Raw genomic sequence first — 17,870 nt, forward strand, 5'->3', positions numbered from 1 at the left:
AGGCCTAGTCGGCAAGCGGATGATGATCGTTGACCAGCCGCACCAGCCGCTCCTCCAGCACATGGGTGTAAATCTGTGTCGTCGATATGTCGGCATGGCCAAGCAACTGCTGCACGGCCCTGAGATCGGCGCCGTTCTGCAGGAGATGGCTGGCAAAGGCATGGCGCAGCACGTGTGGTGAAATCTTGGCCGAGGCGATGCCGGCCCGCGCCGCCAGCCCTTTCAGATCGCGGGCAAAGACCTGGCGGGAAAGATAGCCGCTGTCGGAGGCGGCCGGAAACAGGAACGGGCTTTCTGCGAAGGCGGGCACTCCGGCCCGGGCGGCAAGCCAGGTTCGCATCGCCGCGCGCGCCTTGGCCGACAGCGGCACCATGCGTTCCTTGTCGCCCTTGCCGCGCACCATGAAGAAGCGGTCGTCGCGCTGCGCCACCGTCACCGGCAGGCCGACCAGTTCGGAAACGCGCAGACCCGTGGCGTACAGCACCTCGACCAGCGCATGCAGGCGCAGGGCCGCCAGCCTGTCAGCATGGCCGAGCCCGGCGTCGCCGGCTTCGGTGGCGGCGCGGTCGATCAGCCTGCCGGTGTCGGCCTCGGACATCGTCTTGGGCAGCGGCCGTCCCTTTTTCGGGCTGTCCAGCGTGCCGGTCGGGTCGTCGCCGCGCAGGCCCTCGGCGTAGAGAAACTTGAAGAACTGACGGATCGCAGACAATTTGCGCGCCTGTGACGTCGGCGCGAAGCCGCGGACGGCGATGTCGTCGAGATAGGCGCGGATGTCGGCGGCCGCCGCACCGGCAAGCCCGCCATCGATCCCGTTCGAAGCGTCTTCGAGATCGCGGCGATAGGAGGAAAGCGTGTTCTCGGCAGCACCACGCTCGGCGCTCATCATTTCCAGGAAAGCCTCGATGCGGGCGGCGCTGTTCATCCTTGAGGATCAGTTCTTCTTGGGATTCAGTTCTTTTTGGGATTCAGCTTTTCCAACGGGATGCGCACGCTCATCTCCGCTTTTTTCGGTTCGACGAACATCACCAGCGCGAACATCGTACCATAGGCAATGCCGGCCAGAATCGCGAGGGTCACGACAAAGCGAAACAGTGTCGGCATCAATCTTCGCCCGTCTTCTTGTTCTGCGTTTCCAAACCCTGTGCCCTTATGGGACGCCAATCCGGCCAATTCAAGGACGAAGCGGAGGCTTGTTAGCAACTTCTGATGCAGGCATTCCTTGGCCGATATAGGCTTGCCTCTACTCGGCATGCTTGACGCAAACGGGCTTTTCATGTCGATACGCCGGCAAAGAGGGCCCCAGAACCGTCATGGTGTCATGAACGCGCTACACGCAAATCCTCCAGGCGAGACCAGCGCCGCGCTGGTTAACCGGCTGGGCAGCCGGTCCATCGTCTTTGTCGGGCTGATGGGCGCCGGCAAGACGGCGATCGGCCGCAAGGTGGCGACGATGCTTTCGCTGCCCTTCATCGACAGCGACCAGGAGATCGAAAGCGTCTCGCGCATGACCGTGCCGGAGCTGTTCGAGCGCTATGGCGAAACCGAGTTCAGGGCGCTGGAACAGCGTGTCATCCTGCGCGTGCTGGAAAATGGCCCCCAGGTGCTCTCCACGGGCGGCGGCGCCTTCATGAACGCACAGATGCGCGAGGCCGTCGCCACGCATGGCGTGTCGGTGTGGCTGAAGGCCGAGCTCGACCTCTTGATGGAACGCGTCTCCAAGAAGCAGAACCGGCCGCTGTTGAAGAGCGCCGATCCCCGTGCCGTGCTGGAGCGGCTGATGGGCGAGCGCTATCCGGTCTACGCAACCGCTGATGTCACCGTGCCGACCCGCGACGACCGCAAGGAAATCATCGCCGCCGAGGTGCTGGAGGCGCTCTGCCGGCATTTCGGCATCGAGGAAAATGCCGCGACAGGCGAGGTCGAATCGTGAGCGTGGATCAGCCTGTCACCGTCGAAGTCGGGCTTGGCGACCGGGCCTACGACATACTCATCGGCTCAGGGTTGCTGTCCCGCGCGGGTGAGGAGATCTCGCGCCGGCTGCCGGGCACGCGCGCGGCCGTCATCACCGACGCCAATGTCGCGGCGGTGCATCTCGAGGCGCTGAAGACCGGGCTCGAAAAGGGCGGCATCCAGCCCGCCGTCATCACATTGCCGCCCGGCGAGAAGACCAAGAGTTTTGTCCATCTCGAAGAGGTGGTCGACGGCGTGCTGGCCGCCAGGCTGGAGCGCGGCGACATCGTCATCGCCTTGGGCGGCGGCGTCATCGGCGACCTTGCCGGCTTTGCCGCCGGCATCGTGCGGCGCGGCATGAATTTCGTGCAGATCCCGACCTCGCTGCTGGCCCAGGTCGATTCCTCCGTCGGCGGCAAGACCGGCATCAACAGTCCACGCGGCAAGAACCTCGTCGGTGTTTTCCATCAGCCGAAGCTGGTGCTGGCCGACACCGAAGTGCTCGACACGCTGCCGATCCGCGAATTCCGCGCCGGCTATGCCGAGCTCGCCAAATACGGGCTGATCGACCGGCCGCAATTCTTCGCCTGGCTGGAAGAAAACTGGAGGCAGGTGTTCGCCGGCGGCCCGGAGAGGGCGCAGGCGATTGCCGAGGCCTGCCGCGCCAAGGCCGACGTCGTCGCCCGCGACGAGTTCGAGACCGGCGACCGGGCGCTGCTCAATCTCGGCCACACGTTCGGCCACGCGCTGGAAGCCGCCACGCAGTATGACGGCGCCCGCCTCGTCCATGGCGAGGGGGTCGCCATCGGCATGGCGCTGGCGCACCGGTTCTCCTCGCGCCTCAATCTGGCCAGCCCCGACGACGCGGCGCGCGTCGAGACCCATCTGCGCGCCGTTGGGCTGCCGTGGCGCATGGCCGACATTCCTGGCGATCTGCCCGACGCCGAGGCACTGCTGGCCTTCATCACCCAGGACAAGAAGGTGTCGCGCGGCGCGCTGACCTTCATCCTGACGCGCGGCGTCGGCCAGGCCTTCATCGCCAAGGACGTGCCGGCTTCGGAAGTGCTGTCGTTCCTCCGGGAGAACCACCCGGCCAACGGGAAAGCCGGCTGAGATGAGCAACCAGACGGGCTGGGTCGTCGTCGCCGTCCTTGCAATCCTCATCCTGCTGATCGTTGCCGTGCGCACGCGCCTGCTTGCCATGTTCGGCTACGAGCTGTCGCGCATCGAGCCGCAGCGCTCGAGCCAGGACGAGTTGCGCGGTGCGGTCGACGATTTCCGCCGCGACGGTCAGGTGGTGCGCGAGGATCGTGATCGCATTGGCGGCCTGTTCGATCTCGAGGAGCTCGAAGTCTCCGATGTCATGGTGCACCGCACCAACATGCGCTCGGTCAATGCCGACAACGCGCCGGAGGCGGTGGTGCGCGAGATCCTGCAGAGCCCGCACACGCGCATGCCGTTGTGGAAGGGCTCGCTCGACAACATTGTCGGCGTGCTGCACGCCAAGGACCTGCTGCGCGCGTTGAACGAAGTCGGCAACGACTTTTCCAAGATCGACGTGATGAAGATCGCCTCGAAACCCTGGTTCGTGCCGGACACCACGACGTTGCAGGAACAGCTCAACGCCTTCCTGCGCCGCAAGGCGCATTTTGCCGTCGTCGTTGACGAATATGGCGAGGTCGAAGGGCTGGTGACGCTGGAGGATATCATCGAGGAGATCGTCGGCGAGATCGCCGACGAGCATGATGTCGACATCCATGGCGTCAAGCAGGAAGCCGACGGTTCCGTCGTCGTCGAGGGCACGGTGCCGATCCGCGACCTGAACCGGGCGCTCGACTGGAACCTGCCCGACGAGGAGGCGACCACCATTGCCGGCCTCGTCATTCACGAGACGCAGTCGATCCCCGAGGAAAAACAGGCCTTCACCTTCCACGGCAAGCGCTTCACCGTGATGAAACGCGACAAGAACCGGATTGCCCGGTTGAGGATCAGGCCTGCCGCCGACACTTAAGCGCGTCGCGCTGAAACGGATCCCGTCCGGCGCTCAGCAATCCTTGGTCCAGCGTTCGCTGAGCGTTGCGTCTGTTTCCGCATCGACCGACGCCAGGCTGACCTCATAGCCCCAAAGGCTTCGGATGTGGCGAAGTGTTGCGTCGCGGCTCTCATTGTCGAGCAGGACGCCGTCCTTCACCTTGTGCTGCAGTCGCAAATGCCGGTCGCCGAGCAAGTCCACGTCCACGATCTGGATGTCGGGCCGGTTTGCGCCCCAATCATAGTTTTGGGCCAGCGCGGCCCGTATTTTGTTGTAGCCCCGCTCGTCGTGGATCGATGCGACTTCGTAGTGCGGTCGGTCGGATCCGTCGGCCAGCACGAAGAGCCGCCATTTCCGGATCAGGGTCGGACTGAGATATTGGCGAATGAAGGATTCGTCACGGTGATTGGCCCAGGCGTCGAGCAAGGTTTCGAGCCAGTCGCCGCGGCCGGCAATGTCGGGAAACCAGTCGCGGTCTTCCGCCGTCGGCTCGGTCGAGATGCGCTGGATGTCCTGCATCATGTCAAGGCCGAGGGCATAGGGGTTGATGCCGGAAAACCGCGGGTCGTCGAAGGAAGGCTGGAAGATCACGTTCGAGTGGTTGCGCAGGATTTCGAGCATGGTGCCTTCATTGATCCGGCCACGGTCGAACAACATGTTCATCAAGGTATAATGGACGAAAGTGGCGCACCCCTCATTCATGACCTGGGTTTGCCGCTGCGGGTAAAAATACTGTGCGATGACCCGGACAATGCGGAGGATCTCGCGTTGCCAAGGTTCCAGGACGAGGCTGTTCTTTTCCAGGAAATAGAGCAGGTTCTCCTCGGGCAGGCTCAGCGATTTTTTCCGTTCAGCCAAGACTTCTTCCCCGGCTTCGGCCTTGTCGGCGTCCTGCACCGGAGGCAGAGTCCGCCACAGATCATTGTAGGAGCGCTCCTCGTATTCGAGACGTTCGCGAAGGCCTTCGCGTTGCTGTTCCGACGAGAGTTTCGGCGGCCGGTGGTATCGGAACACGCCTTGCTCCATCAGCGCGTGAGCCGAATCGAGAACCGCTTCCACGGCGGCGAGACCGTAACGCTCCTCGCACCGGGCGATGTAGCCTTTCGCGAAGTCCAGGTAGCTCAGAATCCCGCCTGCGTCCGTCCACTGGCGGAAAAGGTGATTGTTCTTGAAGAAATGGTTGTGTCCGAGTGCCGCATGGGCCGTCACCAGGGCCTGCAGGGCCATGGTGTTTTCTTCCATCAGGTAGACGATGCAGGGATCGGAATTGATGACCAGCTCATAAGCCAGCCCGCGCCCACCTTTGCGGTAGAGAAGCTCGTTGTAGAGGAAATGCTTACCGAACGACCAATGCCGGTACATCAGCGGCATGCCGACCGAGGAGTAGGCGTCGAGCATCTGCTGCGAGGAAATAACCTCCATCTGCACCGGGTAGGTGTCGAGGTGAAGCTGATCAATCGCGATTGCCTCGATCTCGTCATAGGCTCGCGACAGTGTCTTGAAGTCCCAGTCGGACCCTGAGAAAAGCAACCTGGATTTACCGGCTTGGCTAGCCATCCGACATACCTCACGCGCTCGCACGCATCGCCGGCTGCCTGGCGAAGAGCTGGCGAAAGACGGGGTAGATATCCGCTGGGGATGCGATGCGCCGCATCTGGAAATTCGGCCATTTCTGCTCGATGGCGCTGTAGGCGCGCCAAAGAGAGGTGCCATTTTCGGTCGACCCAAAAATATGGCTTTCGCGCTCGTCGATGATCTCCACATAGGCGAAATACTGGCACAACCGCATCAGTTTGCCGCCGAGCAGCTCGATGCAGCGTTCGGAATCGGTGGCGAAATTGTCGCCGTCGGAGGCCTGGGCGGCATAGATGTTCCATTCCGTCGGGGGATAACGCTGTTCAATGATGCGGTGCATTTCCTCGAGCGCCGTGGAAACGACCGTGCCGCCGCTCTGGGTATGGTAGAAGAACGTCTGCTCGTCGACCTCCTGGGCCTCGTGGGTGTGACGAATGAAAACGATGTCCGTCCGCTCATAACGCCGCGTCAGGAATAGATGGAGCAGCACGAAGAAGCGTTTGGCCAGATCCTTTTCGCGCTCCCCCATCGATCCCGATACATCCATCAGGCAAAACATGACGGCGCTGGCATTGGGCTGCGGCTGGGGGTCGAAGCGGTTGAAGCGGATGTCGACCGGGTCGACATAGGAAATTCGCCGGCGACGACGCTCCATCAAATCGAGTTCTTCGCGCAGGGCAGCGATGCGTTCGCGCCTTGCCGCGTTCGGGGGTTGCGCTTCGAGCAGTGCAAGCTGGCGGGCGATCTCATCCAATTGCGCCTGTTTGGGACGCCGGAGCGCAATGCGGCGACCATGGCTGTTGCGCATCGTGCGGCCGACATTGATGTTGGTCGGCGAGCCGCTGGCGCTGAAGCCCGCCCGCTTCGGCTTGAACGTCAATATCTGCTTGAGATTGAGCTTGACCAGATCGGGCAGTTCAAGATCCTCGAAGAAAAGATCGAGAACCTCCTCGCGTGACAGCATGAAACGAAAATCGTCTTCGGATTCGCTATTTCCCGGAGACGAGGAGCCCATGCCTCCCAGACCTGGCTTTGGGATCAGATCTCCGGAAATGTAAGTTCTGTTGCCAGGCAAGATGTGCTGGCGCCGGCCGCTGTCCCTGGCATCGCTGAAGACCGGCTCGCTGGTGCCTTTCCGGGGCATGGGCACGGCATGCTCCCGGTCAACCTCGGCGATGCGGCCGGCGCGGACCTGGTCGCGGATGTTTCGCTTGAGTTCCTCCCGCGCGCGCTTCAGAAACCGCTGGCGGTTGCCCAGGCTTTTGTCCTTCGGATTCAGGCGTCTGTCGATAAAGATCGGCATGGAAGCATCCGGGCCTGCCTCAACCCGCCTTGTTCACACGCATGTACCAGTCGACAAGCCGGCGCACCTGCCGCTCGGTGTAACCACGTTGCACCATGCGCTGCACGAATTCATTGTGGCGTTTTTCCGTGACGCTGTCCTGTTTGGAGCCGAAACTGATCACGGGCAGAAGGTCTTCAACCTGTCCGAACATCCGCTTCTCGATCACTTCACGCAGCTTTTCATAGCTGGTCCATGACGGATTGCGGCCATGGTTGCGCGCCCGGGCGCGCAATGTGAATTTGACCACTTCGTTGCGAAAATCCTTGGGATTGGCGATGCCGGCCGGCTTTTCGACCTGCGACAGTTCCTTGTCCAGGATCTCGCGGTCGAGGATCTGGCCGGTATCGGGGTCCTTGTAGTCCTGATCCTCGATCCACGCGTCGGCATAGGCGATGTAGCGGTCGAAAAGGTTCTGGCCATATTCGCTATATGACTCCAGATAGGCCTTCTGGATTTCGTGGCCGATGAACTCGGCATAGCGGGTCGCGAGCTCCGACTTGATGAATTCGAGATAGGCGGCTTCCGTTTCCTTCGGGAACTGCTCGCGCTTGATCGCCTCTTCCAGGATGTACATCAGGTGCACCGGGTCCGCCGCGACCTCGTTGGTGTCGTAGTTGAACGTCTGCGACAGGATTTTGAAGGCGAAGCGCGTGCTTACGCCGGTCATGCCCTCGTCGACGCCGGCTGCGTCGCGATACTCCTGAACGGACTTGGCCCTGGGATCGACCTCCTTGAGGTTTTCACCGTCATAGGCGCGCATCTTGGTATAGAGCGGCGAATTGTCGTGCTCGGCAAGGCGAGTCGAGACGGTGAACCGGCTGAGAATGTCCAGCACTTCAGGTGCGCACGGGCTGCCGGCCAGTTCGCTCTCGCGCAGCAATTTCTCGTAAATATGCCTCTCTTCGGTGATCCGCAGGCAATATGGCACCTTGACCACGAGGATGCGGTCCAGAAAGGCCTCGTTGTTTTTGTTGTTCTTGAACTGCTGCCATTCCGATTCGTTGGAATGGGCAATGATGATGCCTTGATAGGGGAAGGCGCCGAAATTCTCAGTGCCATTGTAGCTGCCTTCCTGGGTCGCCGTGAGCAGCGGGTGCAGGACCTTGATGGGCGCCTTGAACATCTCGACGAATTCGAGCAGGCCTTGCGTGGTCCGGTTCAGGCCGCCGCTGTAGGAATAGGCGTCCGGATCGGACTGGCTGAAATTTTCCAATTGCCTGATGTCGACCTTGCCGACCAAGGCCGAGACGTCCTGGTTGTTCTCGTCGCCAGGCTCTGTCTTGGCAATGCCGATCTGGCGCAGCCGCGACGGCATCAGCTTGACGACACTGAACTTGGAAATATCGCCCGACAGTTCGTCGAGCCGCTTGGCCGCCCAGGGCGAGATAAGTCCGTTGAGACGGCGCCGGGCTATCCCGTATTTATCCTCCAGCAGGTCTCCCATGCGGTCGGGATGGAAAAGGCCAAGCGGCGATTCGAAAATCGGACTGATCTGGCTGCCGGCCTTCAGCGTGTAGATCGGCCGTTCCTCCATCAGTTTCTTCAGCCGTTCGGCAAGGGAGGATTTGCCGCCGCCGACGGGGCCGAGGAGGTAGAGGATCTGCTTGCGCTCCTCCAGTCCCTGAGAGGCATAGCGGAAATATCCGGCGATGCGCTCGATCGTGTCCTCCATCCCGTAGAACTCGGAGAAGGATGGATAGACCTTGACGGTGCGGTTCGAAAAAATGCGGCCGAGCCGTTCATCCTTGCTGGTGTCGACCAGGTTCGGTTCGCCGATTGCCTCGACCATCCGTTCAGGCGCCGAGGCATACATCGACTTGTCCTCTCGGCAAGCAAGGAGATACTGCTGGAGGCTGATTTCTTCCTGGGCCGCGTTCGCATAAATCTCCGAAAACAGATCGAAGACGTCGGACTGATTCTCACGCATGATGCTTTGCCCTCAGAGCCGTTCTGGCTGTCAGCTAGCTCATCATATTCAACTGCCGGAGCGCATTGTGGTTCCCTTCACATGAAGGAGAGAACGTGCATTTGGCAGTGAAACCTGGGACGCCATCCCGTGTGGCCGGAATGCTTATCCAATACTGAAGGTGGTGATGGCGCGATGAGATCGTCAAGGGGCAGATATGATTTCGTGAACTGAACAAAAAAGAGCCGTGCATTTGAAGCGGGCTGATACGGCGAGAGTTACGGCCCGATGCGAGTTCGACGAAGGGCGGTCGATCCGGCCTCGTCGACAGCGGTGAGTCCCAAGATATCGAGTGCCATTCTCGCAGGTCGAATCGATGGTCGATCGCCAAGCCGTACCTCTGGTATTACCAATCCTTGACTGGACGCTCGTGGCGCCTGCGGGCACTCTCTGGCCGATACGGTCGGGAGACCATGATGATCGATCGACGAAGCCTCATTCTGGCCGCGGTGACGGCGCTGTTGCCATTGGGAGCATCGGCGGCATGGCGCCTGCGCCAGCCCGCGCCAACGACCTTCGACTATGGGCCGGCCAAACTCGACATCTATGCTCCCGATGGCGCGAAAAACCTGCCGGTGGTGTTTTTCGTCCATGGCGGGGCCTGGCAGTTCGGCAAACGCAGCCAGGTGGGTGCAAAGCCGGCTTTCCTGCTCGCCAATGGGTTCTGCTTCGTTTCCATCGACTATCGCATGCTGCCGCAGGTGGATGTCGCCACCCAGGCCAGCGATGTCGAAAAGGCCTATGCCTATGTCAGGGCCAATATTGCCGGGCATGGCGGCGATCCCAGGCGCATCGTCGGCATGGGGCATTCGGCCGGCTGCCATCTGATTGCGCTGACGGGAATGCGCGGCGGGCTGCCAGGCGTCGCCGGGCTGCTTCTCGACGATACCAGGGCCTATGATCTCGCCAGGCTTGAGAAAAATGGCGGCATGGTGCGGGCCTATGCCCGGGTGTTTTCCGATCCATCGCAATGGGCGGCATTGTCGCCGGCGAGCCATGTCGACGGCAGCAAGCATCCGCCGACCTTCATCGCCTATTCCCGCGCCGAGGGTCGCGGCGAGGAGTCGAAAGCCTTTGCCGAGCGCTTGCGCGCCACCGGTACCAAGGTCACGCTGTTCGACGGCAGCGCCTATACGCACATGTCGATCAATCGCGATTTCGGCGAAGACGGCGACGCGCTGACGGCGGCCGCGCTGGCGTTCCTGAAGTCGACGGTCGGCTGAAGGGGAGCGTAGGCGTCAGCGGCACTGGATCAGACCAAAAGCGGCGGCGGGATATTGCCGTGCGGCCATCGGCGAGTGCTATTGGCTTCGTGATGGGGAGAAAATTGCATGAATGGCGCCGATGTCCTGTGCGATGTGCTGCTGGCCAATGACGTGACGGTCTGCTTCGCCAACCCCGGCACATCCGAAATGCATTTCGTTGCCGCGCTTGACCGCAAACCGCGGATGCGTTGCGTGCTCGGCCTTTTCGAGGGCGTGGTGACCGGTGCCGCCGACGGCTATGCGCGCATGACCGACCGTCCCGCCGCGACTTTGCTGCATACGGGGCCTGGTCTGGCCAATGGCCTGGCCAACATGCACAACGCCCGGCGCGCCTTGAGCCCGATGATCAACATCGTCGGCGACCATGCCTCCTATCATTTGCCGCTCGACGCACCACTCACCAGCGATATCGAGGGCCTCGCGGCGCCGATGTCGAACTGGGTCGGCCGCGTCAAAGGTCCTGAGGATGTCGCGCCGGCGGCCGAAGCCGCCTTTCGCGCCTCGCTGACGCCGCCGGGCGTCGCGACGCTGATCCTGCCGGCGGATGCCGCCTGGGGTGAAGTCGGCGCGGTCCCGGTCGGCAAGGTGAAGCTGGCGCCGACGCGAGCCGCCGACATGGACGCCGTACGCAAGATCGCCGCGGCGATCCGTGCCACTCCGGGGCGGGTCGGCATGATCGTGCGCGGGCGCGCCGCGCGCGCCGATGCGCTCGACATTGCCGGCCAGATTTCCACCGCAGGCGGTGTCCGTCTGTTCAGCGAGGTCCTGACCGCGCGGATGCAGCGCGGACGCGGGCGCGTGGCGCCGATCCGCATCCCCTATCCGGTCGATGCCGCGACGGCGCTGCTCAAGGACATCGACGTCCTGGTGCTGGTCGGCGGCAAGGAGCCGGTCGCCTTCTTCGCCTATCCGGGAAAACCCGGACGGCTGGTCCGCGAAGACTGTCAGGTGCTGACGCTCGCCGCCCATGGCGACGATCTCCATGCGGCGCTGGAAGCGCTTCGCGAGGAACTCGGCATCAAGCCATCGCAGCAGACGGCGTTCGCGGCCGCTTTCCCGGACGAGGCAACGCCGAATGGCAAGTTGACCGAAGATGCCATCGCGCTGTCGGTGGCGCGCAAGCTGCCGGACAATGCGATCATCTGCGACGAAGCGGTCACCTCGGCGCGGCGCTTTTTCGCGCTGTCGGCATATGCGGCGCCGCACGACCACATGATGGGTACGGGCGGATCGATCGGCGGCGGCATCCCGATGGCGACCGGGGCGGCAGTCGCCTGTCCCGACCGCAAGGTGATCAATTTGGAGGCCGACGGCAGCGGCATGTACACGGTGCAGGGGCTGTGGACGCAGGCCCGGGAAAATCTCGATGTGGTGACGATCGTCTTTTCCAACCGCACCTACGCTATCCTGCATGGCGAGATGAAGAATGTCGGCGTCGGGGCGATCGGCGAGAACGCCAGGCGCATGCTCGACCTCGACCATCCGTCGCTGGACTGGGTGTCGCTGGCCAAAGGCATGGGCGTGGAGGCCGCGCGCGCCGAGACCTGCGAACGGTTCGACGCGCTTCTGGACAGTGCCTTGTCGCGGCGGGGGCCGTTCCTGATCGAAGCGGTGCTCTGAGCGCCCGTGACAGGGCTGGCTGGCCTACCAGCGGGTCTTTTCGCCGGGAGCCGCCGGTTCGATCGCCAGCGCGTGCACGCCGGCCTTCAATTCGTCGGCGAGCAGTTCGTTGACGGCGCGGTGGCGGTCGATGCGGTTCATGCCGGCAAAGGCGGACGCGACGACACGGACGCGAAAATGCGTCTCGCCGGTGCCGTCATAGACGCCGTGATGGTCGGAGCCGTGATGATGGTGGCCGGCATGAAGATGGCTTTCGTTGATGATCACCAGCCGCTCCGGCGAAAATGCCTTGTTGAGCTTGTCTTCCATGGTCGCCTGTATGGACATAGTCGTCTCCGTTCACCACATATGGCCAGCGCGCCAGCGTGAAAACCGCAAACCGGTTCATACGGGGCCGCTACCGCGCAACAAAATCCGCCATTCGCCTGCTTTATGCCGCGATTCAGCGGTTAGGGCGATGATCGCGAAAATGTCAATTCTTGTTTCGCATCTGCGAACGCCCCATAAATGGGTCAGATGAAGCCGTATCCCAAATATTTCGAAAAGATTCGCGTCCGCCCCGACAAGGACGCGGAGCTGAAGTCGCATTCGCCGATTTGCCAGTGGGACGGCTGCAAGGAGGCGGGCACCCATCGCGCGCCGGTCGGGCGGATGAAGGAGGGCGAGTATTTCCGCTTCTGCTTCGACCATGTGCGTGAGTACAACAAGGGCTTCAACTACTTCTCCGGCGTGCCGGACACCGAGGTCGCACGCTTCCAGAAGGAAGCGATGACCGGCCACCGGCCGACCTGGAAGATGGGCGTCAACGGCGCCTCGACACGTTCGTCGCCCGATATGGCGCAGATGCGCTCCGGCCGCGCCGGCTACTACAACCGCATGCGCGACCCGTTCGATCTGTTCAAGGGGCCGAAGGATCCGCGTGAGGCGCGCGAGCGCAAGGCCAAGCCGCTTGAGGCCAAGGCGCTGGAAACGCTTGGCCTTGATACAAAGGCGACTGGCAAGGATATCAAGGCGCGCTATAAGGAACTGGTGAAGCGCCACCATCCGGATGCGAATGGTGGCGACAGAGGTTCGGAAGACCGGTTCCGCGATGTGCTGCAGGCCTATCGCGTGCTCAAGCAGGCGGGCCTGTGCTGAGCGACCCAATGGTTTGTGTCGTTTTCCAACTTTCATAAGGGTGGAAAAGGCTTTAAGACCGCCCCCGAACAAAATCGATTGCCGGCGAAACGGGACGTTTCGCCCGTGGAGACGTTGAGAGATATGAACAAGGTCGATCGCGACATCGCCAACCTGCCCGACACGACGGTCTCGGTGAAGGACAAATTCGGCTTCGACTCCAAGATGGTGGTGCCGGCCTATTCGGTAACCAGCGAACATGTGCCGGATATCGATCCGGACTATCTGTTCGACAAGGCGACCACCTTGGCGATCCTTGCCGGCTTCGCCTACAACCGCCGCGTCATGGTCTCGGGCTATCACGGCACCGGCAAGTCGACCCATATCGAACAGGTCGCCGCCCGGCTCAACTGGCCCTGCGTGCGCGTCAATCTCGACAGCCATGTCAGCCGCATCGATCTCGTCGGCAAGGACGCCATCGTCGTCAAGGACGGGTTGCAGATCACCGAATTCCGCGACGGCATCCTGCCCTGGGCCTATCAGCACAATGTCGCGCTGTGCTTCGACGAATATGACGCCGGGCGTCCGGACGTGATGTTCGTCATCCAGCGCGTGCTGGAATCGTCGGGCCGCCTGACGCTGCTCGACCAGAGCCGGGTCATCCGTCCGCATCCGGCTTTCCGGCTGTTCTCGACCGCCAACACGGTGGGTCTCGGCGACACCACCGGCCTCTATCACGGCACGCAGCAGATCAACCAGGCGCAGATGGACCGCTGGTCGATCGTCACCACGCTGAACTATCTGCCGCATGACAATGAAGTGAACATCGTACTGGCCAAGGCCAAGCACTATCGCGACGGCAAAGGCAAGGACATCGTCAACAAGATGGTGCGCGTCGCCGACATGACGCGCTCGGCCTTCATCAACGGCGATCTGTCGACGGTGATGAGCCCGCGTACCGTCATCACCTGGGCCGAGAATGCCGAGATCTTCGGCAATATAGGCATGGCGTTCCGGCTGACCTTCCTCAACAAGTGCGACGAACTGGAACGCTCGGTAGTGGCCGAGTTCTACCAGCGTGCCTTCGGCGAGGATCTGCCGGAGAGCGCGGCCAACGTGGTGCTGGGCTAAGCAGAGTCTCGATGGCGGGTCCGGGCGACAACACGCGCAACAAGTCGAAGACGGGGTCTGAAGCCGATAGCTTCAAGCGCGCCATCACCGTCTGCATGCGCGCCATTGCCGGCGACAAGGAAATGGAAGTCGGCTTCGCCAAGGATAGGCCGGCGCTCGCCGGCAGCCGCGCGCGCTTGCCCGAACTGCCGAAGAAGGCATCGAAGACCGACATTGCGATTACCCGCGGCCTCGGCGATTCCATGGCGCTGAAGCGCGCCTGCCACGATCAGCGCATCCACACCAAGCTGGCGCCGGAAGGCAAGGCGGCCCGCGCCATCTATGACGCGGTCGAGCAGGCCCGTGTCGAGGCGATCGGCAGCCGCGCCATGCAAGGCGTCGCCGACAATATCGGCTCGATGCTGGAGGACAAATACGCCAAGGCCAACCTCATCGACGTCAAGGACAAGGCCGACGCACCGATCGAGGAAGCGCTGGCGCTGATGGTGCGCGAGAAGCTGACCGGAAGGTCGATCCCGAAGAGCGGCGAGCGGCTGGTCGAGCTCTGGCGCCCCTGGGTCGAGGAAAAGGCCAAGGCCGATCTCGAAGGCCTGTCGGCCAAGCTCGAGGACCAGCAGGCCTTCGCCCGGGTCGTGCGCGAGATGCTCGCCTCCATGGAAATGGCCGAGGAACTCGGCGACGACCAGGAGACGGAAGACTCCGAGGACAATGACGACAACCAGCCGCAAGGCGAGGAGCAGAGCGAGGAGGGCGGCGAAGAGGATTCCGGCTCCGAGCAGTCGCAGTCCGAGGACGCCGAAGCTTCGGCCGACGATGAGCAGTCGTCCGAAACGGAAGCGTCCGACGCCACCGCCGACGATCTGTCCGACGATGATGATGCCGATGCCGAGACGCCCGGCGAGGCGCGCCGCAACGACAATCCCTTCACCAACCTGCCGAAGGAAATCGACTACAAGGTCTTCACCACCGCTTTCGACGAGACGGTCGGGGCCGAGGAGCTTTGCGAAGAAGAAGAGCTCGACCGGCTGCGCGCCTTCCTCGACAAGCAGCTTGCCAATCTGTCCGGCGTCGTCGGGCGGCTCGCCAACCGGCTGCAGCGCCGCCTGATGGCGCAGCAGAACCGGTCCTGGGATTTCGACCTGGAAGAGGGTTACCTCGACCCGGCGCGCCTGGTGCGCGTCGTCATCGACCCGATGCAGCCGCTGTCCTTCAAGCAGGAGCGTGACACCAAATTCCGCGACACGGTGGTGACGCTGGTGCTCGATAATTCCGGCTCGATGCGCGGCCGGCCGATCACTGTCGCCGCCACCTGCGCCGACATCCTGGCGCGCACGCTGGAGCGCTGCGGCGTCTCGGTCGAGATCCTCGGCTTCACCACGCGGGCGTGGAAGGGCGGGCAGGCGCGTGAGAAGTGGCTGAAGGACGGCAAGCCGCCGAATCCCGGCCGCCTCAACGATTTGCGCCACATCATCTACAAATCCGCCGACCATCCGTGGCGGCGGGCACGGCGCAATCTCGGCCTGATGATGCGCGAAGGCCTGCTCAAGGAAAACATCGACGGCGAGGCGCTGCTGTGGGCGCACAACCGCCTGATCGCCCGGCCGGAGCAGCGCAAGATCCTGATGATGATCTCGGACGGCGCGCCGGTCGACGATTCGACGCTGTCGGTCAATCCGGGCAACTATCTGGAACGCCATCTGCGCGCCGTCATCGAACTGATCGAGACGCGCTCGCCGGTCGAACTCTTGGCCATCGGCATCGGCCATGACGTCACGCGCTATTATCGGCGCGCCGTCACCATCGTCGATGCCGAGGAACTGGCCGGCGCCATGACCGAGCAATTGGCCTCGCTGTTTGCCGAGGAAAGCGCGCGCGACACGCGGCGTGGCGGCATGCGGCGCGCCGGATGATCCTTTCGCGGGGCGGTTTTCGACGGACGCTTTTCGCTGCCATCGCCCTGTTCGCCGGCGTGGCTTCGGCGCCGGCCGGTCCGGTCCGGTCCAGCTCTGTCGAGCCGGTCGAGATCTCGGCCCGCCCGATCACCCAGTTTCATATCGGTCGCGCCGACAAGCAGTTCGGGCCGCTCGAATTCGTCGGCGGCCTGGAGATGACCTCGCCGACGCGCGATTTCGGTGCGTTGTCGGCCTTCCGTTTCGTGAAGGCGGGCGGCGATTTCATCGGGGTGGCCGACACCGGCTTCTGGTTCTTCGGGACGGTGGTTCGTGACGCCGACAAGCGACCGTCCGGCATCCAGAATTTCCGCATGCAGCAGATGGTCGATGAAAACGGCCAGCCGATCGACGAGAAATGGATGGTCGACGCCGAAGGGCTCGACGTCAAGGACGGCATCGCCACCGTCGGCTTCGAACGCAACCATCGCGTCGCCCAGTTCAAGATCGACCCGAGTGACATGAAGGCGCCGTTCAAGCAGCTGGATTTCCTCATTCCAGCGTGGGAGTTGCGCCAGAATCGCGGTTTCGAGACCGTCACCCATGCCAATGCCAATGGCCAGCATGAGGGCGGCCTGGTGGTGGTGTCGGAGAAGAGCCTCGACAAATCAGGCAACATCTATGCCGCCATCATCGAAGGGCCGCACAAGGGCGTGTTCACCGTCAAGCGCAACGGTGATTTCGACATCACCGACGGTGCGTTCCTGCCGGATGGCGACCTGCTGCTCCTGGAGCGCAGCTTCTCGATGGCAGGCGGCCTCAAGATGCGGCTGCGGCGTATCTATGGCGAAAGCGTCGAGAAGGGCGCCGTCGCCGACGGACCGGTGCTGCTGGAAGCCGACATGGGCTACCAGATCGACAATATGGAAGGACTCGACGTCTGGCCCCGCGATGACGGCGCGCTGATGGTGTCGCTGGTCTCCGACGACAACCACTCGATCCTGCAGCGCAACCTCTATCTGGAATTTATCCTCCACCAGGATTGAGCGGCGCTCCAAGTGCGAACCTGACGTTGAGAGTTTTCAATGGGGGTTCGTTTGAGTTGGATGCCTTCCCCCACTCCGTCGCTGCTTCGCAGCGCCACCTCTCCCCCCTCCGGAGGGAGAGGAAGGGAGCCTCCCGGCATAAGCTCGCGCCCTTCCTCTACCCCGTCGATCGGGGGAGAGGTGGCGCTGCGAAGCAGCGACGGAGTGGGGGTCGACTGTTCATCGCGAGCCGTTGGTGGCGATCCAGATGACGTGGCGCGCGCCGCGCTTGCCGTTGGCGCGCGTGTTGACCTCTTCGACCGCGAAGCCGGCCTGCTTCAGCCGTCGCGTGAAGCCGCTGTCCGGGCCTTGCGACCACACCGCCAGCACGCCGCCAGGCTTCAGCGCCGTGCGTGTGGCCTTGAGGCCCGCGAGGCTGTAGAGCGCATCGTTGCCCTTGTGGACGATGCCTTCGGGACCATTGTCGACATCGAGCAGGATGGCGTCCCAGCGGGAGGGCTGCGACCGTATCAGATCTCCGACATCGGTCTCCCGGACCTCGACCCGGGAATCGTCGAGACAGCCGCCAAACACTTCCGTCATCGGGCCATGTGCCCAGGCGACCACCGCCGGCACCAGTTCCGCGACGACGATGCCGGCGTCACCGCCCAATTCGGCGAGAGCGGCGCGCAGGGTAAAACCCATGCCAAGCCCGCCAATGAGGACCCTCGGTTGGCGATGGCTGGCAATCTTCCGGCAGGAGAGCCTGGCCAGCGCTTCCTCGGAGCCGCTGAGGCGGCTGTTCATCAGCTCATTGGTGCCGAGCATGATCGAGAATTCGGAACCGCGCCGCTTGAGGCGAAGCTCCTGCGCGCCATCCCCGGTCTTTGCCGAATCGAGCTGGACCCAGGGGATCATGATGTTTGTCCGACCATGATCTCTTCCAAAAATCGGGT

At 62.8% G+C, this 17,870-nt stretch carries 16 protein-coding genes; 9 read left to right on the forward strand and 7 right to left on the reverse strand.

All coding sequences use genetic code 11. The annotated features are described in order from the left end of the window. Positions 1-4: 4 nt before the first annotated feature. Together LB568_RS10510 and LB568_RS10515 are read right to left on the reverse strand one after the other, a co-directional pair. Complete coding sequence (locus LB568_RS10510; RefSeq protein WP_140573234.1) at positions 5-922, reverse strand: site-specific tyrosine recombinase XerD; 918 nt, start codon at positions 920-922, stop codon at positions 5-7. Positions 923-948: 26 nt separating this feature from the next. Beyond that, on the reverse strand, positions 949-1,101 hold the full coding sequence (locus LB568_RS10515) for a hypothetical protein (RefSeq protein WP_013892767.1): 153 nt from the start codon (positions 1,099-1,101) through the stop codon (positions 949-951). A 217-nt stretch (positions 1,102-1,318) separates the two neighbouring features. Between LB568_RS10515 and LB568_RS10520 the strand changes: the two genes are divergently transcribed. Genes LB568_RS10520 through LB568_RS10530 form a run of 3 tightly spaced genes read left to right on the forward strand, consistent with a single transcriptional unit; the run spans position 1,319 to position 3,961 of the window. Beyond that, the gene (locus tag LB568_RS10520; protein ID WP_140573233.1) at positions 1,319-1,930 is read left to right on the forward strand and encodes a shikimate kinase; all 612 of its coding nucleotides are present in this window, start codon (positions 1,319-1,321) and stop codon (positions 1,928-1,930) included. Next, positions 1,927-3,063: a 3-dehydroquinate synthase gene (gene aroB / locus LB568_RS10525; RefSeq protein ID WP_140573232.1), complete on the forward strand. Its 1,137-nt coding sequence runs from the start codon at positions 1,927-1,929 to the stop codon at positions 3,061-3,063. Before LB568_RS10520 ends, aroB begins: the two co-directional genes overlap by 4 nt. A 1-nt stretch (position 3,064) precedes the next feature. Next, a complete protein-coding gene (locus LB568_RS10530) occupies positions 3,065-3,961 on the forward strand; it encodes an HlyC/CorC family transporter (protein ID WP_224730062.1) in 897 nt (298 codons plus the stop codon). Positions 3,962-3,994: 33 nt separating this feature from the next. Here the strand turns inward: LB568_RS10530 and LB568_RS10535 are convergent, their stop codons facing one another. From LB568_RS10535 to LB568_RS10545, 3 genes are read right to left on the reverse strand one after another with little or no spacing between them, the layout of a single operon-like run. After that, positions 3,995-5,539, reverse strand: a complete 1,545-nt coding sequence (locus LB568_RS10535) for a SpoVR family protein (protein ID WP_224730107.1) — start codon at positions 5,537-5,539, stop codon at positions 3,995-3,997. A gap of 10 nt (positions 5,540-5,549) precedes the next feature. Next, the gene (locus tag LB568_RS10540; RefSeq protein WP_224730063.1) at positions 5,550-6,860 is read right to left on the reverse strand and encodes a YeaH/YhbH family protein; all 1,311 of its coding nucleotides are present in this window, start codon (positions 6,858-6,860) and stop codon (positions 5,550-5,552) included. A gap of 19 nt (positions 6,861-6,879) precedes the next feature. Beyond that, entirely contained in the window at positions 6,880-8,829 is a 1,950-nt protein-coding gene (locus tag LB568_RS10545; RefSeq protein ID WP_013892773.1) for a PrkA family serine protein kinase, read from the reverse strand. 455 nt (positions 8,830-9,284) lie between these two features. On the opposite strand from LB568_RS10545, the gene LB568_RS10550 reads away from it, so the two are divergent. Next, a complete protein-coding gene (locus tag LB568_RS10550; protein WP_013892774.1) occupies positions 9,285-10,091 on the forward strand; it encodes an alpha/beta hydrolase in 807 nt (268 codons plus the stop codon). Positions 10,092-10,199: 108 nt separating this feature from the next. Then, entirely contained in the window at positions 10,200-11,753 is a 1,554-nt protein-coding gene (locus LB568_RS10555; RefSeq protein WP_224730064.1) for an acetolactate synthase large subunit, read from the forward strand. A 24-nt stretch (positions 11,754-11,777) separates the two neighbouring features. Here the strand turns inward: LB568_RS10555 and LB568_RS10560 are convergent, their stop codons facing one another. After that, positions 11,778-12,080 carry a BolA family protein gene (locus LB568_RS10560; protein ID WP_224730065.1) on the reverse strand — a complete coding sequence of 101 codons (303 nt, stop codon included), beginning with the start codon at positions 12,078-12,080 and terminating at the stop codon, positions 11,778-11,780. Between the two features lie 180 nt (positions 12,081-12,260). Between LB568_RS10560 and LB568_RS10565 the strand changes: the two genes are divergently transcribed. The 4 genes from LB568_RS10565 to LB568_RS10580 all read left to right on the forward strand — a co-directional run bounded on the left by LB568_RS10565 (position 12,261) and on the right by LB568_RS10580 (position 16,935). Then, positions 12,261-12,890 carry a J domain-containing protein gene (locus LB568_RS10565; RefSeq protein ID WP_013892777.1) on the forward strand — a complete coding sequence of 210 codons (630 nt, stop codon included), beginning with the start codon at positions 12,261-12,263 and terminating at the stop codon, positions 12,888-12,890. 123 nt (positions 12,891-13,013) lie between these two features. Continuing rightward, positions 13,014-14,000 carry a cobaltochelatase subunit CobS gene (cobS, locus tag LB568_RS10570; RefSeq protein ID WP_023763848.1) on the forward strand — a complete coding sequence of 329 codons (987 nt, stop codon included), beginning with the start codon at positions 13,014-13,016 and terminating at the stop codon, positions 13,998-14,000. A gap of 11 nt (positions 14,001-14,011) precedes the next feature. After that, positions 14,012-15,910, forward strand: coding sequence for a cobaltochelatase subunit CobT (cobT, locus tag LB568_RS10575; RefSeq protein ID WP_224730066.1), 1,899 nt, complete (start codon positions 14,012-14,014; stop codon positions 15,908-15,910). Further along, on the forward strand, positions 15,907-16,935 hold the full coding sequence (locus tag LB568_RS10580; protein WP_224730067.1) for an esterase-like activity of phytase family protein: 1,029 nt from the start codon (positions 15,907-15,909) through the stop codon (positions 16,933-16,935). The genes cobT and LB568_RS10580 overlap by 4 nt, the downstream gene beginning before the upstream one ends. Positions 16,936-17,154: 219 nt before the next feature. Here LB568_RS10580 and LB568_RS10585 read toward each other — a convergent pair whose 3' ends face one another. Beyond that, the gene (locus tag LB568_RS10585; RefSeq protein WP_224730068.1) at positions 17,155-17,832 is read right to left on the reverse strand and encodes a spermidine synthase; all 678 of its coding nucleotides are present in this window, start codon (positions 17,830-17,832) and stop codon (positions 17,155-17,157) included. Positions 17,833-17,870: the final 38 nt, after the last annotated feature.

Source organism: Mesorhizobium sp. B263B2A (assembly GCF_020165775.1).
Classification (GTDB): Bacteria; Pseudomonadota; Alphaproteobacteria; order Rhizobiales; family Rhizobiaceae; genus Mesorhizobium; species Mesorhizobium opportunistum.